The sequence below is a fragment of the Pseudomonas asgharzadehiana genome (genome assembly GCF_019139815.1).
Lineage (GTDB): Bacteria > Pseudomonadota > Gammaproteobacteria > Pseudomonadales > Pseudomonadaceae > Aquipseudomonas > Aquipseudomonas asgharzadehiana.
The window spans coordinates 137,735-157,530 of the sequence record NZ_CP077079.1 but is presented as its reverse complement, the minus strand read 5'-3'; the positions used below and the strand labels follow the sequence as shown (position 1 = coordinate 157,530).

The 19,796-nt window shown below is 63.0% G+C and carries 20 protein-coding genes; 10 read left to right on the top strand and 10 right to left on the bottom strand.

The window, feature by feature from the left end; genetic code table 11:
* Window position 1: 1 nt before the first annotated feature.
* Window positions 2-625 carry a CDP-alcohol phosphatidyltransferase family protein gene (locus KSS96_RS00735; protein WP_017528654.1) on the bottom strand — a complete coding sequence of 208 codons (624 nt, stop codon included), beginning with the start codon at window positions 623-625 and terminating at the stop codon, window positions 2-4.
* Between the two features lie 308 nt (window positions 626-933).
* Here KSS96_RS00735 and hflK (KSS96_RS00730) point away from each other — a divergent pair, with 308 nt between their 5' ends.
* The 8 genes from hflK (KSS96_RS00730) to cfaB all read left to right on the top strand — a co-directional run bounded on the left by hflK (KSS96_RS00730) (window position 934) and on the right by cfaB (window position 10,108).
* Window positions 934-2,859 carry a protease modulator HflK gene (gene hflK, locus KSS96_RS00730; protein WP_065879223.1) on the top strand — a complete coding sequence of 642 codons (1,926 nt, stop codon included), beginning with the start codon at window positions 934-936 and terminating at the stop codon, window positions 2,857-2,859.
* A gap of 9 nt (window positions 2,860-2,868) precedes the next feature.
* Entirely contained in the window at window positions 2,869-3,864 is a 996-nt protein-coding gene (gene hflC, locus KSS96_RS00725; protein ID WP_370737716.1) for a protease modulator HflC, read from the top strand.
* The gene (gene hflK, locus KSS96_RS00720; RefSeq protein WP_017528651.1) at window positions 3,861-4,895 is read left to right on the top strand and encodes a protease modulator HflK; all 1,035 of its coding nucleotides are present in this window, start codon (window positions 3,861-3,863) and stop codon (window positions 4,893-4,895) included. Before hflC ends, hflK (KSS96_RS00720) begins: the two co-directional genes overlap by 4 nt.
* The gene (locus KSS96_RS00715; RefSeq protein WP_065879224.1) at window positions 4,892-6,778 is read left to right on the top strand and encodes a cation-translocating P-type ATPase; all 1,887 of its coding nucleotides are present in this window, start codon (window positions 4,892-4,894) and stop codon (window positions 6,776-6,778) included. The genes hflK (KSS96_RS00720) and KSS96_RS00715 overlap by 4 nt, the downstream gene beginning before the upstream one ends.
* A gap of 117 nt (window positions 6,779-6,895) precedes the next feature.
* On the top strand, window positions 6,896-7,147 hold the full coding sequence (gene bufA2 / locus KSS96_RS00710; RefSeq protein WP_017528649.1) for a BufA2 family periplasmic bufferin-type metallophore: 252 nt from the start codon (window positions 6,896-6,898) through the stop codon (window positions 7,145-7,147).
* Between the two features lie 64 nt (window positions 7,148-7,211).
* Window positions 7,212-8,057: an MNIO family bufferin maturase gene (bufB, locus tag KSS96_RS00705; protein WP_017528648.1), complete on the top strand. Its 846-nt coding sequence runs from the start codon at window positions 7,212-7,214 to the stop codon at window positions 8,055-8,057.
* Window positions 8,048-8,836 carry an HvfC/BufC N-terminal domain-containing protein gene (locus KSS96_RS00700; RefSeq protein ID WP_017528647.1) on the top strand — a complete coding sequence of 263 codons (789 nt, stop codon included), beginning with the start codon at window positions 8,048-8,050 and terminating at the stop codon, window positions 8,834-8,836. Before bufB ends, KSS96_RS00700 begins: the two co-directional genes overlap by 10 nt.
* 87 nt (window positions 8,837-8,923) lie before the next feature.
* On the top strand, window positions 8,924-10,108 hold the full coding sequence (cfaB, locus tag KSS96_RS00695) for a C17 cyclopropane fatty acid synthase CfaB (RefSeq protein ID WP_017528646.1): 1,185 nt from the start codon (window positions 8,924-8,926) through the stop codon (window positions 10,106-10,108).
* A gap of 131 nt (window positions 10,109-10,239) precedes the next feature.
* Here cfaB and cls read toward each other — a convergent pair whose 3' ends face one another.
* Window positions 10,240-11,679 carry a cardiolipin synthase gene (gene cls, locus KSS96_RS00690; protein WP_026067318.1) on the bottom strand — a complete coding sequence of 480 codons (1,440 nt, stop codon included), beginning with the start codon at window positions 11,677-11,679 and terminating at the stop codon, window positions 10,240-10,242.
* 130 nt (window positions 11,680-11,809) lie between these two features.
* On the opposite strand from cls, the gene KSS96_RS00685 reads away from it, so the two are divergent.
* Window positions 11,810-12,331: a DUF3617 domain-containing protein gene (locus tag KSS96_RS00685; RefSeq protein WP_065879225.1), complete on the top strand. Its 522-nt coding sequence runs from the start codon at window positions 11,810-11,812 to the stop codon at window positions 12,329-12,331.
* Here KSS96_RS00685 and KSS96_RS00680 read toward each other — a convergent pair.
* The 7 genes from KSS96_RS00680 to folE2 are packed head-to-tail and all read right to left on the bottom strand — an operon-like array spanning window position 12,328 to window position 17,947.
* The gene (locus KSS96_RS00680) at window positions 12,328-13,665 is read right to left on the bottom strand and encodes a dihydroorotase (protein WP_217855568.1); all 1,338 of its coding nucleotides are present in this window, start codon (window positions 13,663-13,665) and stop codon (window positions 12,328-12,330) included. The two genes, KSS96_RS00685 and KSS96_RS00680, sit on opposite strands and share 4 nt — an antisense overlap.
* Window positions 13,666-13,668: 3 nt before the next feature.
* On the bottom strand, window positions 13,669-14,229 hold the full coding sequence (locus KSS96_RS00675) for a gamma carbonic anhydrase family protein (RefSeq protein ID WP_003231797.1): 561 nt from the start codon (window positions 14,227-14,229) through the stop codon (window positions 13,669-13,671).
* Window positions 14,226-14,639 (bottom strand): phosphoribosyl-AMP cyclohydrolase, encoded by a 414-nt coding sequence (hisI, locus tag KSS96_RS00670; RefSeq protein WP_017528642.1) that lies wholly within the window; start codon window positions 14,637-14,639, stop codon window positions 14,226-14,228. The genes KSS96_RS00675 and hisI overlap by 4 nt, the downstream gene beginning before the upstream one ends.
* Window positions 14,636-15,514 carry a metal ABC transporter substrate-binding protein gene (locus KSS96_RS00665; protein ID WP_217855567.1) on the bottom strand — a complete coding sequence of 293 codons (879 nt, stop codon included), beginning with the start codon at window positions 15,512-15,514 and terminating at the stop codon, window positions 14,636-14,638. The genes hisI and KSS96_RS00665 overlap by 4 nt, the downstream gene beginning before the upstream one ends.
* Before the next feature lie 11 nt (window positions 15,515-15,525).
* A complete protein-coding gene (locus tag KSS96_RS00660; RefSeq protein ID WP_017528640.1) occupies window positions 15,526-16,392 on the bottom strand; it encodes a metal ABC transporter permease in 867 nt (288 codons plus the stop codon).
* On the bottom strand, window positions 16,392-17,060 hold the full coding sequence (locus tag KSS96_RS00655) for a metal ABC transporter ATP-binding protein (protein WP_065879227.1): 669 nt from the start codon (window positions 17,058-17,060) through the stop codon (window positions 16,392-16,394). The genes KSS96_RS00660 and KSS96_RS00655 overlap by 1 nt, the downstream gene beginning before the upstream one ends.
* The gene (gene folE2 / locus KSS96_RS00650; protein WP_017528638.1) at window positions 17,057-17,947 is read right to left on the bottom strand and encodes a GTP cyclohydrolase FolE2; all 891 of its coding nucleotides are present in this window, start codon (window positions 17,945-17,947) and stop codon (window positions 17,057-17,059) included. Before folE2 ends, KSS96_RS00655 begins: the two co-directional genes overlap by 4 nt.
* Window positions 17,948-18,076: 129 nt before the next feature.
* Between folE2 and KSS96_RS00645 the strand changes: the two genes are divergently transcribed.
* Complete coding sequence (locus KSS96_RS00645; protein WP_017528637.1) at window positions 18,077-19,279, top strand: N-acetylmuramoyl-L-alanine amidase; 1,203 nt, start codon at window positions 18,077-18,079, stop codon at window positions 19,277-19,279.
* On the opposite strand, the gene KSS96_RS00640 is transcribed toward KSS96_RS00645, so the two are convergent.
* The gene (locus KSS96_RS00640) at window positions 19,276-19,644 is read right to left on the bottom strand and encodes a hypothetical protein (protein ID WP_017528636.1); all 369 of its coding nucleotides are present in this window, start codon (window positions 19,642-19,644) and stop codon (window positions 19,276-19,278) included. The two genes, KSS96_RS00645 and KSS96_RS00640, sit on opposite strands and share 4 nt — an antisense overlap.
* Between the last annotated feature and the right edge of the window lie 152 nt (window positions 19,645-19,796).

Genomic DNA, 19,796 nt, shown 5'->3' with positions numbered 1-19,796 from the left:
CTTATGCAGAAGGGGAAATGGAGTGTTCTTCTTTGAGACCCTGACGCACCCGGTTGACCAGGGTGTAGGCGAGCAGGGCCGCGACCAGCCACATCACCGTGTCGACCCAGCCGGCGCCGAGCCAGCCCAGCGCGACGCCGGTGGCCAGCACGCCGAGTACAAAGGCCCGATCACTCTTGCCCATCGGCCCGTCGTAGCGTCGCGAAGCGCCGACCATGGGCCCGAGCACGCCGGCGTATTCGCTGAATACCGCGAGCAGCGCCACCAGCAGCACCGGCGCCAGGCTTACCCCGGGGATCAGCGCAAACGGCAGGATCAGCGCGCTGTCGGCGATCACGTCACACAGTTCATTGAGGTAGGCGCCCAGGCGTGACTGCTGGCCGAACTCCCGGGCGAGCATACCGTCGATGGCGTTGAGGGCCATGCGCAGGATCATCCACAGCGGGATCAGCGCAAACAGCCACACATGCTGGGCGAAGCTGGCGATCAGCAGGCCCACCAGCAGCGAAACCACGCCGGCCAGCACCGTGATCTGGTTGGCGGTGGTGCCGTTGTCATACAGACGCTGCACGAGGGGCCGCAGCAGGTTTTGAAAACGCGGTTTGAGCTGATAGATCGAAATCATGGGGAGGTGACGCTTCCTTGTCCGTGGGCCCGCGAAAAACTGGTTGGGAGTGTGCCGATTAAACGCAGCATGCACCAGTGATGGCTCGTGTTTATGGGGGGTTAATCACGATTTCGAACGCGCACGGGAGCAAATGTGGGAGGGGGCTTGCTCCCGCTCGCGGTGGGTCAGTCACTACAGGCCTGGCCGACATACCGCCATCGGGAGCAAGCCCCCTCCCACAGGGGGTCTGTGGTGTATTCAACGAACAAAAATTTCACGCCCCGTGTTATATCGTAACGAACTGTGTGTGAGCGGGCGTTAAGTCGATGCAAGTGGATTTAGAAGCTGACGGCGCTTCGGTGGAAGGCCTTCCGCGTTTTCAGCAGGGGTTGTTCCATGCCCGTCGATTGCGCCAGGCCGGTGCCAGCCTGACGGTGCTGGCCGTCGGCGGTTGGGTGTTGGCGTTGTTTGTCGCGTTGTTTGCCCCGTTGTCGATCTGGCCGGTGGTGTTGATCAACTGTGCGTCGGCATTGCTGGTGCTGGTGGCGGGGTTGCAGTCGGCCTGGTGGGTGGCGGACTGGCGCGCCCAGGCGTTGGAAGAACCGACGGTTGAGCTGATCCCTGCGCCGGCTGAAGACCCTGGCGTCTATGCACGCCTGGTCGGTCGTCTGGGCAGTGGCTTGCTGGCGCAGATCGGCACGCCGGTGTTGTGGCTCGCGGGTTGGTCGCTGCTGGCGCTGATCAGCATTATCGAATTCTGGAACCTGGCGCTGCCGGCCGCGGTGGTCGGCCAGTCCGCCAGCGTTGGCGCTGCGCTGGCGTTGGCATTGGCGTTTGGCTTGCTGGTATTTGAGCGGCGCCTGGCCCAGGAAACCGCCGCGCAATGGCCGGAAGCTTCGCAACTGGCCCAGTTGAGCCGCGTGGCGATTACCTGTCTGCTGGTCAGCGCGGTTTGCCTGCTGTTTGCCGGTGCCGAATCGGTGTGGCCGTTGCGCCTGGTGGTGCTGATCGGCCTGCTGCCGGCGCTGGTGGCGGTGGAGTTTCTGCTGAGGGGCGCGTTGTCGCTGTTCAGCCCGCGCCAACCGCGCCTCGAACCGCGTCTGATGGCGCAGAGTTTTATCGCCGGGCTGCTGCGCTGGCCGCCACAGCCGCTGCTGGCGTTGCAGCATGAATTGCACAATCGCTTCGGCATCGACCTGCGTCAGATCTGGGCCTTTACCTACATGCGCCGCGCATTTTTGCCGGTGCTGCTGGTAGTGCTCACGGTGGGATGGGCGCTGACCGGCGTGCATGAAGTGCCGCTGCAAGGCCGTGGGATCTATGAGCGCTTTGGCAAACCCGTGCAGGTGTTCGGCCCGGGCTTGCATGCCGGTTTGCCGTGGCCGCTGGGCCGCGTGATCAGCGTGGAAAACGGCGTGGTGCATGAACTGGCTACCAGCGCCAGCGAAGCCGCCGCGCCTGAGCTGGCCCCGGCCGAAGGCCCGCCGCCCGCCATCGCCAACCGCTTGTGGGACGCCAGCCATGTGAATGACAAGTCCCAGGTGATCGCCAGCAGCCGTGGCGACAAGCAGGGCTTCCAGATCGTCAATATGGACGTGCGTTTCGTCTACCGCATCGGCCTGACCGACCAGGCCGCGCTGGCCGCGACCTATCACAGCGCGAATGTGCCGAGCCTGATTCGCAGCACCGCCAGCCGCATCCTGGTGCATGACTTCGCCTCGCGCACCCTCGACGAATTGCTCGGTGAGCAGCGCACCCTCTTGGCTGACGAAATCGGCCGCGCCGTGCAGGCCGACCTGCAAAAGCTCGACAGCGGCGTGGAAATTCTCGCCACCGTGGTGGAGGCCATCCACCCTCCGGCCGGTGCCGCGAATGCCTACCACGGCGTGCAAGCCGCGCAGATCGGCGCCCAGGCGCTGATCGCCCGCGAGCGCGGCGCCGCCAGTGAGCACACCAACCAGGCGCTGCTGCAAGCCAGTACCGCCCGCGACCGGGCCCTGGCCACCGCGCGTGAAGTGAATGCCGGCGCCCAGGCGGCGAATCTGCGCTTTGCCGCCGAACAAAAAGCCTACGCCAGCGCGGGCCAAGCCTTCGTGCTGGAGCAATACCTTGGCCAACTGAGCCAAGGCCTGGCCAATGCCAAGCTGCTGATTCTGGATCACCGCCTGGGCGCCGACGGCGCACCGACGATCGATCTGCGTTCTTTTACCTTGCCGGCCGACCCTTCGGTGCCGCGTAAAGCCGTTCAATAAGGAGTCTGTCTGTTGAGCGCTCATTCTCACGATCACGGTCATCACCATCATCACGGCCACCACCATCACCACCACGGCGATGAACACGCGGCCGGCCCCTTTCCTTGGCGGCGCATGGCCTGGGCCGTGTTGCTGGTGCTGTTTGCGGTCGCGGCGGCCAGCCTGGTGCAGGTGCGCTCCGGCGAAGCCACGGTCATCACGCGCTTCGGCAACCCCTCGCGAGTACTGCTTGAGCCGGGCCTGGGCTGGCGTTGGCCGGCTCCGTTCGAAGCGGCGATCCCGGTGGACCTGCGCCTGCGCACCACCTCCAGCGGCTTGCAGGACGTGGGCACCCGCGATGGCCTGCGTATCATCGTGCAGGCCTATGTGGCGTGGCAGGTGCAGGGCGACGCCGACAACGTGCAGCGCTTTATGCGCGCCGTGCAGAACCAGCCGGATGAAGCGGCGCGGCAGATTCGCACGTTTGTCGGTTCGGCGCTGGAAACCACGGCGGCCAGCTTCGACCTGTCCAGCCTGATCAATACCGACGCCAGCCAAGTACGCATTGCTGATTTTGAAGCGCAGTTGCGCCAGCAGATCGACCAACAATTGCTCACCACCTACGGCGTGCGCGTGGCCCAAGTGGGCGTCGAGCGTCTGACGCTGCCCTCGGTGACTCTCACCGCCACCGTGGATCGCATGCGTGCCGAGCGCGAAACCATCGCCACCGAGCGCACCGCCGTAGGCAAGCGTGAAGCGGCGCAGATCCGTTCCGCCGCCGAGCGCGATGCGCGCATCGTGCAGGCCGACGCCACGGTGAAAGCCGCCGATATCGAAGCGCAATCGCGGGTCGAGGCGGCGCAGATCTATGGGCGCGCCTACGCCGGCAACCCGCAGTTGTATAACCTGCTGCGTTCGCTGGATACCCTGGGCACGGTGGTCACGCCGGGTACCAAAATAATCCTGCGCACCGATGCCGCGCCGTTCCGTGCGCTGGTGGATGGGCCCAAGGACATTCAGCCATGACCGAGCGTGACAGCCCGGACAGCCCCTGGATCCAGGCCGGACGCCTGACGTTCATGGCGCTCTACGCGGTGACGGTGTTGGCGGCGTTGGCCTGGGCGTTTTCCAATGTGCGCCAGATCGACCCGCAAAACCGTGCGGTGGTGTTGCACTTCGGCGCCTTGGACCGCATCCAGAACGCCGGGCTTTTATTGGCTTGGCCGCAACCGTTCGAGCAGGTGGTGCTGTTGCCGGCGGCCGACCGTGTGATCGAGCGGCGAGTGGAGAACCTGCTGCGTTCCGATGCCGCGATCCAGGCCGACCGCGTGGCCAGTTTCGCCACACCCCTGAGCGATGCCCTGGCCGGTTCCGGTTACCTGCTGACCGGCGATGCCGGGGTGGTGCAACTGGATGTGCGGGTGTTCTACAAGGTCACCGAGCCGTATTTCTTTGTATTGCAGGGCGACCACGTTTTGCCGGCCCTGGACCGCTTGGTGACGCGCAGTGCCGTGGCCCTCACGGCGGCGCGGGACCTGGACACCATCCTGGTGGCGCGACCCGAACTGATCGGCAGCGACAACGGCGCCGCCGAACGTCGCGAGCGCTTGCGCGGTGACTTGGTACAAGGCATCAACAAACGCTTGGGGGAGCTGACCTCCAGCGGCCTGGGCCTGGGCATCGAAGTGACGCGTGTGGACGTGCAGTCGAGCTTGCCAAGCCCGGCGGTGAATGCGTTCAACGCGGTGCTCACTGCCAGCCAGCAGGCTGACAAAGCGGTGGCCAACGCCCGCACCGACGCAGAAAAACTCACCCAGACCGCGACCCAGGCGGCCGACCGCCTGGTGCAGGTGGCCCACGCCCAGGCCAGCGAGCGTCTGGCCAATGCTCAGGCGCAAACCGCCACCGTCACCAGCCTCGCCCAGGTCAAAGACCCAGGCCTGCTGTTGCGGTTGTACCGCGAGCGCCTGCCGAAGATTCTCGGCCAGGCCGGCTCTGTGACCACGGTCGACCCTAAAGACGACTCCCGCTTGATCATCCAGGGAGCCGAGCAATGAGCGCACCCATGCTGACCTCCGTCGAGCAGCGCAGCGCCGCCCGGCAATTGACCCTGGCGATGTTGGCGCTGGGCTTGCTGATGCTGGGCCTGGTGTGGCGCTGGCTGGCGCCGGATCAGAGCGGTGTGAGCCAATTGCTGCTGGGCGTCGCCTCGTTGCTGGTGGCCGTGCCGGTGATGCGCTCGGCCTGGTTCAGCCTGCGCTTCCCCAGCCTGCATGGCATTACCGACCAACTGATCGCCCTGGCCATGCTCGGTGCCTGGGCCACGGGCGATCTGCTGACCGCTGCGTTGTTGCCGATCATCATGATCTTCGGCCATGTGCTGGAGGAGCGCAGCGTGATCGGCTCCCAGGAGGCGATCCATGCCCTGGGCAAGCTGACCCGCAGCCACGCACGCTTGGTGCAGGCCGACGGCAGCATTGTCGAAGTGGACAACGGCACGTTGAACACCGGCGATATCGTCGAAGTGCGCGCCGGTGACCGCGTGCCGGCCGATGGCGTGGTGCTGTCCGGCCAGGCGAGCCTGGACACGGCGCCGATCACCGGGGAATCGGTACCGTTGGAAGCCAGCGCCGGTATGCAGGTATTTGGCGGGGCGATCAACCTCGACGGGCTGTTGCGCCTGCAAGTGACGCGCACCGGCGATGAGTCGACCCTGGGCAAAGTCATCGCATTGATGCAGAACGCTGAACGTTCCAAGCCGCCGATCACGCGGCTGTTGGAGCGCTATGCGGGCAGTTACATGGTGTTGGTGTTGTTGCTGGCGGCGGTGACCTGGTTTGTGACTAACGATGCCCAGGCAATGCTCGCCGTGCTGGTAGCGGCGTGCCCCTGTGCGTTGGTGTTGTCGGCGCCGGCCACGGCAATTGCCGGGATCGCCGTAGCGGCGCGCCACGGGATCCTGATCCGCAGCTCGGCGTTCCTTGAAGAGCTGGCGGACTTGACCTCGTTGGTGGTCGACAAGACCGGCACCCTCACCTTCGGCACCCTGCGTTTACAGTCCATTCAAACCTCGTTTCCGGATCGCCAGGCGCTGCTCAACCTGGCGGCCAGCCTGGGTTCGGCCAGCAGCCACCCCGTCAGCCGCGCGTTGGCCGGGTTGGCGGTTCAGGAACACCTGCTGGCGTTGACCGACATTCGCGAACGCCAGGGTCTGGGCGTGGTGGCGCAGACCGGGCAGGGCGAAGCGGCGCTCGGACGGCCGGAATTGTTCGACCAGTTGGGCATTGTCACCACCACGGTCCCCACCCATGACGGCCCGATTGCCGGGCTGGCGCTCGACGGGCAATTCCTTGCCTGGCTGCTGCTGGCCGACAGCGTCAAGCCGGAAGCGCGTCAGGCCTTGCAGGAACTGCGCGACCTGGGCCTGGGCCGCCAACTGTTGCTGACCGGCGACCGTCAAAGCGTGGCCGACAGCCTGGCGCTGGACGTGGGCATCAGCGATGTCGAAGCCCAGGCGTTGCCCGAGGACAAACTCAATCGTGTGCTGGGGGAAATCGGCAGCGGTTTCCGGCCGATGGTGGTGGGGGATGGGATCAACGATTCCCTGGCGCTCAAGGCCGGTGTGGTCGGCATCGCCATGGGCGCGGGCGGTGCGGATATCGCGCTGGCATCGGCGGATGTGGTGTTGATCGGCAGCGACCTGCGCCGATTGGGCACGTGTGTGCGCTTGAGTCGTCAGTGTCGGCATACCTTGCAGGTCAATGTGATCATTGGCCTGGGTTGGACGTTGGCGATCGTGGTGTTTGCCGCATTCGGGTGGTTGGGGGCGGCGGGGGCGATGATCGCGGCGGTGTTGCACAACCTCAGTACGTTGCTGGTACTGGGCAACGCCGGGCGTTTGCTGCGGTTTCAAGAGCCGCTGTTGAAGCTCGACGAATAAATTCCAGAAATTTTTGCCCAGGGCTGTAACGCCGGTGAGGCGCCTCACTCTAGGGGTGTGTCGAGACTGAACAATCCGTTCAGTCCGACACCCCTACCGATCATGAGGAAGACAACCATGAAGATTAAATCCGCTGCTGCTGGTGCCGCGCTCGCGATGGCCGCCGCTACCCTGTTTGCCGGTGTTGCCACTCAGGTACAAGCGGCAGATGCGCCAGTGCATTGCTACGGCGTGACTTCGTGCAAAGGCATGAACGATTGCAAGACCGCTGAAAACGCCTGCAAAGGCCAGGCAGTCTGCAAAGGCCACGGCTTCAAGGCCATGACCAAGGCTGAGTGCGCCAAGGCGGGCGGCAAAGTCGGCGAGTAATCGGCCAACGCGTGTAACCGCAGCGCAGCCCCAGCGCTGCGGGCACGTTTCAAAGGAGCGAGTCATGTCCGCTTGCCTTCCAAGCCTGGGTTACGGCCTGGGCTTACGCAGTGAGTATTACCAGCAGATCCTTGAACAGTCGCCGGCCGTGGATTGGTTCGAAGTGATCTCCGAGAATTACCTGGTGCAGGGCGGTAAGGCCTTGTACTTCCTGGATGCCATCGCCGAGCGCTACCCGCTGGTGATGCACGGGGTGTCCTTGTCCATCGGCGGGCCCCATGCCCTCGATACCGACTACCTGAAACAGATCAAACAGCTCGCCGAGCGTATCCAGCCGGCGTGGGTTTCCGATCACCTGTGCTGGAGCCGTGGCAGCGCGCACCAGTTGCATGACCTGCTGCCGCTGCCGTACACCGAAGAAAGCCTGTACCACGTGGCCGGCCGCGTTCGCCAAGTGCAGGATGTGTTGCAGCGCCCGCTGGTGCTGGAAAACGTCTCCAGTTATGTGCGCGCCAGGGCGGATGAGTTCACCGAGTGGGAGTTCCTCAACGCCCTGACCCACCTCACGGGGTGCCAGTTGTTGCTGGACGTGAACAACGTATATGTCAGCTCGCGCAACCACGGGTTCGACGCCTGGACCTTCATTCGCAATGTGCCGCCCCAGAGCATTCGTCAATTGCACCTGGCAGGGCATATGGACTACGGCGACTACGTGGTCGATACCCATGACCATCCGGTGTGCGATCCGGTGTGGGCTCTGTATCAACAGACCCTGGAGTATGTGGGGCCGGTCTCGACGCTGCTGGAGCGCGATGACCATTTTCCGCCGTTCCAGGAGTTGCTCGGTGAACTGAGCAAGGCCCGCGAATTGGGCGCCGGCGCCCTGGCCAGGAGGGCTTTATGCGCCTGATCGATTGGCAGTTGGCTTTCGAACAGCATCTATTAACGCAAGCGCCTGAGGCCAACAGTGGCTTTGCCGCCACCTTGCTCGGTGGGCCGACGCTGGATGTGGACACGGGCCTGGCGATCTACCACAACGCTTACATGGCGCGGTTGCAGGAAGTGTTGCGCCATGACTTCGGCGCCGTGCTGTATTGGCTGGGTGATGAGGAATTTGCCGCGCTGGCCGAAGCCTATGTGCGTCGCTACCCGTCGGCCCATTACAGCCTGCGCTGGCTGGGTGAGCGGTTGCCGGCGTTTATCCTCGAGCATTTTGTGGCCGAGCACAGCGCGCCGCTGGCGGAGCTGGCGCGGTTGGAATGGGCCTTTACCCTGGCATTCGATGCGCCGCAGGGCTTGCCACTGGCCCTGGACGATATGGCGCTGCTGCCACCTGAGGATTGGCCGGGTTTGCAGGTTGAGCTGACGCCGTCGGTGCAGACGCTGCTGTGCCGTTTCAACTCGCTGGCGATCTGGCGCGCGAGTAAAGATCAAGCGGATTTCCCTGGCAGCCACGCCCTGGACCCCGCGCAGATCTGCCTGGTGTGGCGCCATCAGCATGTGTGCAACTACCGCAGCCTTGAGCCCGCCGAGGCATGCGCCATCGCGGGCATGGTGACGACTGGTTGGACCTTCGCAGAACTGTGCGAGCAACTGGCAGTCACTTATTCAGAGGGTGCGCCATTGCAGGCGGTTACGTGGCTCAAGCAATGGATCCAGGAGGGCTTGCTGCAGCGGCGAGTCTTATAGAAGAGCGCTATCAAATCGATAGCCTCCTACTTTTTCTGGGGATGGTCTACCCTCTCAGCAGACGTCTGAAACAAGGGGGGACTACTCATGCTCGCGCAACTTCCACCGGCCTTACAGAATCTACAGCTACCGCTGCGTCTTCGACTCTGGGATGGCCATGAATTCAACTTGGGCCCCGAGCCCAGTGTGACCATCGTGGTGAAGGACCCCACGGTTGTGACGCAACTGACCCATCCGACGCTCGATACATTGGGCGAGGCTTTCGTCGAGGGCAAACTGGAGCTGGAAGGCTCCATCAGCGAAGTGATCCGGGTGTGTGACGAGCTGAGTCACGCCCTGGTCGAGGACGACGAGGGCAGTCGACCGGTGCGCTCGATCCACGACAAGGCAACTGACGCAGCGGCGATTTCCTACCATTACGACCTGTCCAACGAGTTCTACCAGCTGTGGCTGGACCAGGACATGGCGTACTCCTGCGGTTATTTCGAAACCGGCAGCGAGTCCATCGACCAAGCCCAACAAGACAAATTTCGCCACCTGTGCCGCAAGCTGCGCTTGCAGCCGGGGGAGTATTTGCTTGATGTGGGCTGCGGCTGGGGCGGGCTGGCGCGTTACGCGGCGCGGGAGTTTGGGGTGAAAGTATTTGGCATCACCCTAAGTAAAGAACAGCTGGCACTGGCTCGGGAGCGGGTGAAAGCCGAGGGCCTGGACGGCCAGGTCGACCTGCAATTGCTCGACTACCGCGACCTGCCCCAGGACGGCCGCTTCGACAAAGTGGTGAGCGTGGGCATGTTCGAACACGTCGGCCACGCCAACCTGGCGCAGTACTGCCAGACGTTATTCGGCGCGGTGCGCGAGGGCGGCCTGGTGATGAACCATGGCATTACCGCCAAGCATACCGACGGCCGCCCGGTGGGCCGTGGCGCCGGCGAGTTTATCGAACGTTATGTCTTTCCCAACGGCGAGTTGCCGCACCTGGCAATGATGACCGCCGAAATCAGCGAAGTAGGGCTTGAAGTGGTCGATGTCGAAAGCCTGCGCCTGCATTACGCGCGCACACTGGACCACTGGAGCGAGCGCCTGGAAGACAACCTGGAAGCGGCGGCGAACATGGTGCCGGAGCAGGCGCTGCGTATCTGGCGGCTGTACCTGGCCGGCTGCGCTTACGCGTTTGCGCGGGGTTGGATCAACCTGCACCAGATCCTGGCGGTGAAGCCGCATGCCGATGGCAGCCATGAACTGCCGTGGACACGGGAAGACATCTACCGATAACCGAAGAACGGTGGTGTTTCAAATGTGGGAGGGGGCTTGCTCCCGATAGCAGGGTGTCAGGCACTGCATCTGTGACTGAGCCACTGCTATCGGGAGCAAGCCCCCTTCCACATGTTGTCCCGTGTTGTTTGTTAGAGAATCGGTGAGATCAAGCGCGCCACGCGCATGCCCAGTTGTTGCAAACGCCGCGTCTCACGGCTTTCTTCCTGGCTGACTTCATGGGCGTGGGCGAAGTCATCCAGCAGCATGTGCTCGACCTCTTTGGCGAAGGCTTCATCGACGGTCAGCAGCATCACTTCGAAATTCAATCGGAACGAACGGTTGTCCATGTTCGCACTGCCGATGGCGCTGATTTCGCTGTCCACCAGCACCACCTTCTGATGCAGGAACCCTGGCATGTAGCGGAACACCCGCACCCCGGCGCGCACGGCTTCGATCGCATACAGACTGGAGGCGGCATACACGATGCGGTGGTCGGGCCGCGACGGCAGTAGCAGGCGCACATCGACACCGCGCAGCACCGCCAGGCGCAGGGCGGCAAACACCGCCTCATCGGGGACGAAATACGGGCTGGTGATCCACACGCGCTCGGTCGCCGCGTGGATGGCCTCGACAAAAAACAGCGAGCAGGTTTCATAGGAGTCCGCCGGGCCGCTGGCGAGCAATTGGCAGAGCACGCCGTCTTCGGGGTAGGCGTCGGGCAGGATCAGCGGCGGCAGTTCCCGGGCCGCCCAGAACCAGTCTTCGGCAAATGACTCCTGCAGGCACGCCACCACCGGGCCGGTGACTTGCACATGCGTATCGCGCCAGGGCGCCAGCGGCGGTTTTTTGCCCAGGTATTCATCGCCCACGTTATGCCCGCCGACAAAACCGGTGATGCCATCCACTACCACGATTTTTCGGTGGTTGCGGAAGTTGACCTGGAAGCGGTTCAGCCAGCCGCTGCGGGTGGCGAATGCCTTGACGCGGACCCCGGCGTCGCGCAGCGACTGCACATAGCGATGGGGCAGGGCGTGGCTGCCGATACGGTCATACAGCACGTAGATGCTGACGCCTTGCTCGGCTTTTTCCTTGAGCAGGGCATGCAAACGGCGGCCGAGGTCATCGTCATGAATGATGAAAAACTGAAACAGCACTGCCGTTTTGGCAGTGCGGATGGCTTCGAAAATCGCGCTGAAGGTGGCATCGCCATTCACCAGCAGGCGTACTTGATTGTTTGCCAGGCACGGCATGCGCCCCAATTTTGGCATGGCGCGCAGCGAGGCGTAGGCGCTGGAGTTGCGTGCGGCCAGGGCTTCTTCGACCCAGGGGCGCCAGTTCAGCTCGGTGATAGCGGTGTGCATTTCCTGGTTGGCCTGACGGCGGGCCTGGATATACGCGTCGAACGTGCTGCGGCCGAAAATCAGATAGGGGATCAGCGTGAGATAGGGCATGAACATCAGTGACAAGGCCCAGGCGATCGAGCCTTGAGCGGTCCTGACGGTCAGCACCGCATGGATCGCGGCAAGGGTCCCGAAAAAGTGCAGCGTGGCGATGAAGTAGGCGAGCAGGTGCGGGCCGAAGAAATCCATGAACAACATCACTCCAGGCAGTCCATTGCCTAACAGACCATGTTCGGCCTTGAATGTCGCTATTTTATTTGCCATGCAACGCTGGCCCGTTTGCAGCGTCTAACGCCCACAATTACCCAGGAGTTACCCGATGAATGCTCGTCTGCTTGGTTTAGCCATGGTTGTTGGTTTGTCGCTGCCGGTGGCAGCACAGGCGCAGATGTTGGCGCCGGGCTTGTGGGAATTGACCACCAGCAATATGAAGGTCGATAACCAGGACCTGCCGGACTTGTCCCTGATCCTCGGTCAGCTCAAGCAACAGATGACCCCCGAACAGCGCGCCATGCTGGAAAAACAAGGCATCACCATGGCCGGCAAAGGCGTGCAGGTGTGCCTCACGCCGGCGCAGGTGGCTTCGGACTCGATCCCCCTGACCGACCCGCAATCGGGTTGCAAACAGCAAGTGACCGACAAGACCGGCAACCAGTGGAAATTCCGCTTCAGTTGCCCGAAAGCCCAGGGCACCGGCGTCGCCACTTTCCAAAGCCAGAAGGAGTTCACCACCACTGTGAACGGCACCTTCAATGCCACTGGCATTCAGCAGAAGGGCAGCCTGGATACCCACGCCCAGTGGCTGGGCAACGACTGCGGTACAGTCAAACCGCGCGCTTAACGCGCAAACTGCAGCGGCAGGCCCTGGCAGCTTTCGACCACCTGGCCGTTGTGCCACGCCAGGTGGCCCGACACCAGGGTGGTGCTGACGCTGTGGCGAAAGCGGCGTTCGGCGAACGGCGTCCAACCGCAGCGGGCCAGGACCGGTTCATCGCACACCGGCTTGCCTTCAGGCTCGGGGTTGATCAGCACAAGATCGGCCCAATAGCCTTCGCGCAGGTAACCGCGGTCCGCGATCGCAAACAGGTCGGCGACACGGTGGCTGGTTTTGGCCGCCAGCGTGGTCAGCGGTAAATGCCCGTCCGCCACCAGTTCCAACAGTGCCGGCAGCGCGTGTTGCACCAGCGGTAAACCGGACGGTGCTTCGCGATAGGCCAGCTGTTTTTGCGCCCAGGTATGCGGCGCATGGTCAGTGCCGATCACGTCCAGACGATCACTCAATAACGCCAGGCGCAGCGCGTCGCGGTCGGCGCGTGTCTTGATCGCCGGGTTGCATTTGATCTGGTGGCCCAGGCGGTGATAGTCGCGGTCATCGAACAGCAGGTGGTGCACGCAGACCTCGGCGGTGATGCGTTTTTCGGCCAGGGGTTTGTCGTCGAACAGCGCCAGCTCGCGGGCGCTGGTGAGGTGCAGCACATGCAGGCGCGTGCCGTGACGCTTGGCCAATTCCACCGCGAAAGACGATGAGCGATAGCACGCTTCGGCGTCACGGATCAGCGGATGGGCGACGGCGGGGATCTGGTCGCCAAAGCGCTCGCGCAGACGCGCTTCGTTGGCCTGGATGCTTGGCGTGTGCTCGCAGTGGGCCAGCAGGATGGTCGGCACTTGCGCGAACAGGCGCTCCAGGATGCGTGGGTCGTCCACCAGCATGTTGCCGGTGGAGGCGCCCATGAACACTTTGACTCCGGCCACCTCCCGAGGGTCGAGCGCGGCGACGGTGTCGAGGTTGTCGTTGCTCACCCCGAAGTGAAAACCATAATTGGCCACCGAATGCAGGGCCGCGCGGCGCTTTTTGTCGGCCAGCTCTTGCAGGTTCAGCGTGGCCGGGTGGGTGTTGGGCATGTCCATGAAACTGGTGATCCCGCCCGCCACCGCCGCCCGGGACTCACTGTAGAAGCTGCCTTTTTCCGGTGCGCCGGGCTCGCGAAAGTGCACTTGGTCATCGATCATGCCCGGTAACAGCCACTGGCCTTTGGCATCGATGGACAGCGGGGCGTTACAGCCCTGGATGCTGCTCGCGATCTTCTCGATACGGCCATTGGCGATCAGGACGTCGGCGTCGAACATCCGGCCTTCGTTGACCAGGCGGGCATTGCGGATCAGCAGGCGACTCATGGCTCAGAACTCGTTTTGCAGGGCTTTGTAACCGCGCACCAGGTCGACATTGGTGCGCGCTACGTCTTCGGAAAACTCCGAAGCGCTGACGCTCACTGGCGGGAATTGCGACAGGTCGGTGTTGGGGCCGATGCGGGTGGTGGAGGGCACGTAGAACGCATCCGGCAAGTCGCGGCCGTCGACCACTGAGTTGTGGCGCACCACGCAGCCGTCGCCCACCACGCAGTTGAACAGCACGCTGTTGAACCCGATGAACACACGGTCACCCACGGTGCAGGGGCCGTGGACGATGGAACGGTGGGCGATGGAGGTGAATTCGCCGATCGTCACCGCCGCGCCGGATTTGGAGTGGATGACCACGCCGTCCTGGATATTGGAGTTGGCGCCGATGGTGATGGGGTCCATGGCGCCGCTGGCGTCGACTTCGTCGGCACGGATCACGGCGTAGGGCCCGACGAAAACGTTCTCGCCGATGATGACTTTGCCGCAGATGATGGCGGTCTTGTCGACATAGGCCGATTCGGCAATCACCGGCAGATCGCCGGAAGGGTTCTTGCGGATCATTCAGCAGGCTCCGTAATGATGTGTACGTGGTCGCCGTCGATGGCGTTGTAGAAACAGGTCGGGCGGCCGGTATGACAGGCAGGGCCCAATTGGTTGACGATCAGCAGCACCGCATCGCCGTCGCAATCCAGGCGTGCTTCGACCAATTGTTGCCAGTGGCCGGAAGTCTCGCCTTTGCGCCACAGCTGCCGGCGCGAGCGTGACCAATAGCAGACGTGCCCGGTGGCCAGGGTCTCGTTGAGGGCCTGGCGGTTCATCCAGGCCAGCATCAACACCTGGCCGTTACCATGTTGCTGGGCGATGGCGGCGATCAGGCCATCGCTGTTCCACGGCAGGGCGTCGAGCACGGCGTCGAGTGGAAAGCGGCTGCCGAGGGCAGCGCTTTCCAGGTCGAGCATGCTCAGGTTCATGGCTTGCTCAGCGCGGCGCACAGGGTGTTGAGGTTGTATTCGAACAGGCCGGTAAAGGTGCTGGCCGGGCCTTCGGCGGCGAGGGCATCGGAGTACAGCGTGCCGCCGATCTGCGCGCCGCTTTCATCAGCGATCTGCTTGAGCAGGCGCGAGTCTTTGATGTTTTCCATGAACACGGCCTTGACCTTGTCTTTGCGGATCTGGGTGATCAGCGCGGCGACTTCGGCAGCCGAAGGCTCGCGTTCGGTGGACAGGCCCTGGGGCGCCAGGAACTGAATGCCATAGGCCTGGCCGAGGTAGCCGAAGGCATCATGGGAAGTGACGATGCGACGGTTGCCCGCCGGCAGGGCGCCGAACTTGGCCTTGGCTTCAGCCAGCAGGCGGTAGATTTCTTCGAGGTAGGCCTGGCTGTTGCGCTGGTAGTCGGCGGTGTTGGACGGGTCGGCGGCGATCAGCGCTTTGGTGATGTTGTTCACATAGATTTCGGCATTGGCCAGGTTATGCCAGGCGTGTGGGTCTGGGATGGTTTCGCCGTCTTCGTCCATGGTGTGCGAGATCACGCCCTTGCTGGCGGTGACGACCGTGGCCTTGGTTTCGGTGCTGGTCACCAGGCGGTCCAGCCAGGGCTCGAAGCCCAGGCCGTTTTTGATGATGACGTTTGCCTTGAGCAGCGCCTTGGCGTCGTCCGGTGAAGGTTCGTAGGTGTGGGCATCGGCGTCGGGGCCGACCATGTTGCTGATCTGGATGTGATCGCCACCAATCTGGTGGGTCATGTCATCGAGAATACTGAAGCTGGTAACCACCTGGAGTTTGTCGGCGGCCTGGGCCATCGACAGCGGCAGCAGCAGACTGAACAGCACGAGTAGAGCGCGCATCGGGAAACACCTCATTGGGATGACAGCAAGGGCGGGCGGCGCAGCAAACCGTGCACCGGCCCGAAGACCACGGACAGCAGGTACCCACCGCCGGCCACCAGCACAATCGCCGGGCCGCTGGGCAGTGAGTAGTAAAACGAGAGCAACAAGCCAAGCCACACCGACAGGCATCCCAGCACCGCCGATACGGCGATCAACACCGGCAGGCGCCGGCTCCAGAAACGTGAAGCGATGGCCGGCAACATCATCAAACCCACCACCATCAATGCGCCGATGGCCTGGAAGCCGATCACCAGGTTCAGCACCACCAGCGTCAGAAACAGCCCGTGGGCCAGCGGGCCCAGGCGGCTGACGGTTTGCAGGAACAGCGGGTCGAGGGTGTCCAGCAACAGCGGTTTGTAGATCAGCCCCATGGCGATCAGGCTGAACCCCGAGACCCAGAGCATGCCGGTGAGGGTGGTTTCATCCACCGCCAGGGCCGAGCCGAACAGCAGGTGCAGAAGGTCCAGGCGTTTGCCGGCGATGCCAAGGATGAGCACGCCGGCGGCGAGGGAGATGGGATAGATGGCGGCGAGGCTGGCGTCCTCGCGCAGGCCGGTGCGACGGGTGATCCACGCCGACAGCCCAGCCATGCTCAGGCCGGCGCCGAGGCCGCCGATGGTCAGCGCGGGCAGGCTGAGCCCGGCGAACCAGAAGCCCAGGGCGGCGCCGGGCAGGATGCCGTGGGCCACAGCGTCACCGATCAGGCTCATGCGCCGCAGGATGAGGAATACGCCCAGCGGCGCGGTGCTGCATGCCAGCACCAGCCCGCCGATCAGGGCGCGGCGCATAAAGACGAAGTCGGCGAAGGGCATCCACAGGTGGGCGGCGAAGTGCATCAGGCCACCTGCATCTGGGGCTGTGGGCGGATCAGTTCTTTACTGGCGCCGAATATGCAGCCCGTGTTTTTGATTTGCAGCACTTGGTGGGTGTGTTGGCGCACGGATGCCAGGTCGTGGCAGACGATGACCAGCGTGCGGCCTTGGTCATGCCAGGCGTGAATGTGTTTCCAGCACAGCGCCTGGCCGTCCTCGTCGAGGGCGGCATGGGGCTCATCCAGCAGCAACACCGGCGAATCTGCCAGGCTCATGCGGGCGAGCAGGGCGCGTTGCAACTGCCCGCCGGACAAGGCCATCAACGGGCGCTGTTCCAGGCCGCCGAGGCACCAGTCTTCCAGCACCGCCTCCAGGCGTTCGCGGCGTTGCGGCGGGGCGAGTTGGGTGCCCCAGAAGCCTGCGGCAACCAACTCTTGCAGGCTGATCGGAAACTGACGGTCGAGGTGTTGTTGCTGGGGCAGGAACGCCAAGCCACCACGGCGTGGAACATTCACGGCGACTTTACCCGCCAATGGCTTTTGCAGGCCGGCGATGACTTTGAGCAGGCTGCTTTTGCCACAGCCATTGGGGCCGATCACGCCGGTGAGGCTGCCTTGTTGCAGGGTGAAATCCACAGCGGGTGTAAGCGGTTGGCCGGGGGCGCCCCAGCGTAAAGCGGTGCAGGTGATCATGCAGGGTCTCTCGTCCAGCGGCTTTCAGCCACGGCATCGTGCGCGTGCAGGCTTTCGGCGTGGACCACTTTGAGGTGGAAGGCTTTGACCGCATCCGAGCGCTTCAAGGCGAGGTTCAGACGGCGGGCGGCGTCTTCGCAGAACATCAGGTTCTGCCCGTTGGCCAGGGCGAAGGCTTGTTCGTCCGCACGTTTCACTGCGGTTTGTACGGCAGTGCCGAGGGCGGCTTCGGCGTCGTTGATCAGGTCGGTCAGGGCCAGGTGCTCGCCTTGCAGGTACACATGCAATTGCGCGCTGCTGCGCTGGCTGTGGGGTGTGGCGACGATACCGTTGGCGCTGCCAAGCCACGTGAGGACGTCTTCATGCTGCAACGGCGTGTTGGCGAAGTCGTCGAGAAATTGTTGTTGAATCAGTTGCCTGGCAAGCGCAGCGGAGCAGGGGCACGTCGAGGAATACGTCACGTCAATTTTTTGTTCCACGTGGAACATCTGGTTTTCCAGGCGCGCTTCGATGCTCACCGGGTAGCGCTTCCAGCCGGCCAAAGGGCTCACCAGCGCAGGCCGCTTCAATAGCAAATGGGTATGGAGACGCAGGTAGGCGTTCTTAGATAAATCTTCATGACTGTCGAGAAAGCGCTGCAGTACATTGCGCAGAAGTGCCGGTGTGAGGGGTTGCTCGTCGAGCATCTCCAGCGCCAGGTACAGGCGTGACATATGAATGCCACGGGCGCTGCCATCGTCCAGGCTGACGCCCGCGTCGGCGGTGGCGGTCAGGCGCTGACCGTCGATCAGGATTGGCAGGGCAACGCCGCACATGCCCACCCAGTCGAGTGGCAAGGCTTGGCGTAAAGCCTGCCCGGCGATATCCGGCAGAGTCAGCGCATTCATAAGCAGGTCCATCGTTGGAAATAATTCGACATGTTATAGTATAACAATAGAGTCGACGATGAATTTTCTGCCCCGGCTCTTTTTCGGTCATGTCGAGTACGGACGCTCCTTATATTTGCGGTATTTGTCATGCACAGACGTCAGCTTCTTAATCTGCTCCTGGTCAGCCCTTTGTTTGCTTTGCCGTTCGCAGCCCACGCCACGCAGATTCGCAACGCTCGTTTGTGGCGCTCGGACGACAGGCTGCGGTTGGTGTTCGACCTCAGTGGCCCGGTGCACTACAAGACCTTCTCCTTGACCGCACCGGAACGACTGATCATCGATCTGAGCGGTGCAGGCCTCAGTGGCGATTTTTCTCAACTGGAACTGAAAAACAGCGGCATCACTTCGATCCGATCGGGACATTTCGGCACGGCGGACACGCGCATCGTGCTCGACCTGGCCGCGCCGATGCAGCTCAACAGCTTTGTATTGCCACCTCAGGACGGGCAGGGGCACCGCCTGGTGCTCGACCTCACCAGCGCCACCCAGGCGCCGCGTCAGATTGCGTCTGCACCCAGCCCATTGGTGGAGAAAGCCCACCCCAAGCGCGACATCATTGTGGTGGTCGACCCCGGGCACGGCGGTAAAGACCCGGGCGCCGTCGGCTCCAAGGGCCAGCGTGAAAAAGACGTGGTGCTGTCCATCGCCCAATTGCTGGCCAAACGCTTGAAACGCGAGAAGGGTTTTGACGTGAAACTGGTGCGCAACGATGATTTCTTCGTGCCGCTGCGCAAACGCGTGGACATTGCGCGCCAGCACAAGGCCGACATGTTCATCTCGGTGCACGCCGATGCGGCGCCACGGCTTACGGCCTCGGGGGCGTCGGTGTATGCATTGTCCGAAGGCGGCGCAACGTCGGCCACCGCACGCTTCATGGCACAACGTGAAAACGGCGCGGATTTGCTGGGGGCTACCACGTTGCTCAATCTCAAAGACAAGGACCCGATGTTGGCCGGGGTGATTCTCGACATGTCGATGAACGCCACCATTGCCTCCAGCCTGCAATTGGGCAGTTCAGTGTTGGGTAGCCTGCAAAACATCACCAGCCTGCACCAGAAACGCGTGGAGCAGGCCGGGTTTGCGGTGCTCAAGTCGCCGGATGTGCCGTCGATCCTGGTGGAGACCGGTTTTATTTCCAATGCCCAAGACGCCCAGCGACTGGTTACCGCACGTCACCAACAGGCGGTGGCGGATGGCTTGTTCGACGGCCTGAAAAACTACTTCCAGAAGAATCCGCCGATGAACAGCTATATGGCCTGGGTTCAGGAGCAGAAGAACAGTCAGGTCTAACAGCCGGTGATGCGGCTGCAGGTGAATTTGGCGCTGGCCCCGCCCGAGCTGGAAAACCGGTTGATCGTGGTCCAGCCCACACGCCGGGTATAACCCACCCACGCCTCGCCATCCGATGCCAACCCGGTAAAGAACGTCAGCTGGCCATAGCGGCTGTTGGTCTGGGCCCAGTAGCGTTTGCCGATCACCTCAACACCGCGCAAATACGTGGTGGTACCCACCGTCGCCACGCTGTAGGCATTGCCTTGCGGGTCTACACAGGCGAGCAGGTTGGCGCTGCGCGTGCAGTTGGCCAGCGGGCTCGGCACTTGAGCGCAGACAGGCCAGGCTGCTGTCAGTAATACGACGCACAACAGGCGTTTCATAGTGTTTCTCGGGGTAGGGAAGCGTTCAAGCATTGCGCCCTTCGTCGTAAGGAGCAAGCGGATTGGCTTATTTGTGTTGTTATACTATAACATTAAAGGCCAGCCTGACCCGTGAACCGTTTATCAAAGCCAAAGAACGTGAAGAGCTGCGC

Excerpts from the sequence above, each read along its gene's own strand:
- KSS96_RS00735 (WP_017528654.1), bottom strand. The coding sequence starts at position 625 with ATGATTTCGATCTATCAGCTCAAACCGCGTTTTCAAAACCTGCTGCGG.
- hflK (WP_065879223.1), top strand. The coding sequence starts at position 934 with ATGCAAGTGGATTTAGAAGCTGACGGCGCTTCGGTGGAAGGCCTTCCG.
- hflK (WP_017528651.1), top strand. The coding sequence starts at position 3,861 with ATGACCGAGCGTGACAGCCCGGACAGCCCCTGGATCCAGGCCGGACGC.
- KSS96_RS00715 (WP_065879224.1), top strand. The coding sequence starts at position 4,892 with ATGAGCGCACCCATGCTGACCTCCGTCGAGCAGCGCAGCGCCGCCCGG.
- bufA2 (WP_017528649.1), top strand. The coding sequence starts at position 6,896 with ATGAAGATTAAATCCGCTGCTGCTGGTGCCGCGCTCGCGATGGCCGCC.
- bufB (WP_017528648.1), top strand. The coding sequence starts at position 7,212 with ATGTCCGCTTGCCTTCCAAGCCTGGGTTACGGCCTGGGCTTACGCAGT.
- KSS96_RS00700 (WP_017528647.1), top strand. The coding sequence starts at position 8,048 with ATGCGCCTGATCGATTGGCAGTTGGCTTTCGAACAGCATCTATTAACG.
- cfaB (WP_017528646.1), top strand. The coding sequence starts at position 8,924 with ATGCTCGCGCAACTTCCACCGGCCTTACAGAATCTACAGCTACCGCTG.
- cls (WP_026067318.1), bottom strand. The coding sequence starts at position 11,679 with ATGGATTTCTTCGGCCCGCACCTGCTCGCCTACTTCATCGCCACGCTG.
- KSS96_RS00685 (WP_065879225.1), top strand. The coding sequence starts at position 11,810 with ATGAATGCTCGTCTGCTTGGTTTAGCCATGGTTGTTGGTTTGTCGCTG.
- KSS96_RS00680 (WP_217855568.1), bottom strand. The coding sequence starts at position 13,665 with ATGAGTCGCCTGCTGATCCGCAATGCCCGCCTGGTCAACGAAGGCCGG.
- KSS96_RS00675 (WP_003231797.1), bottom strand. The coding sequence starts at position 14,229 with ATGATCCGCAAGAACCCTTCCGGCGATCTGCCGGTGATTGCCGAATCG.
- hisI (WP_017528642.1), bottom strand. The coding sequence starts at position 14,639 with ATGAACCTGAGCATGCTCGACCTGGAAAGCGCTGCCCTCGGCAGCCGC.
- KSS96_RS00665 (WP_217855567.1), bottom strand. The coding sequence starts at position 15,514 with ATGCGCGCTCTACTCGTGCTGTTCAGTCTGCTGCTGCCGCTGTCGATG.
- KSS96_RS00660 (WP_017528640.1), bottom strand. The coding sequence starts at position 16,392 with ATGCACTTCGCCGCCCACCTGTGGATGCCCTTCGCCGACTTCGTCTTT.
- KSS96_RS00655 (WP_065879227.1), bottom strand. The coding sequence starts at position 17,060 with ATGATCACCTGCACCGCTTTACGCTGGGGCGCCCCCGGCCAACCGCTT.
- folE2 (WP_017528638.1), bottom strand. The coding sequence starts at position 17,947 with ATGAATGCGCTGACTCTGCCGGATATCGCCGGGCAGGCTTTACGCCAA.
- KSS96_RS00645 (WP_017528637.1), top strand. The coding sequence starts at position 18,077 with ATGCACAGACGTCAGCTTCTTAATCTGCTCCTGGTCAGCCCTTTGTTT.
- KSS96_RS00640 (WP_017528636.1), bottom strand. The coding sequence starts at position 19,644 with ATGAAACGCCTGTTGTGCGTCGTATTACTGACAGCAGCCTGGCCTGTC.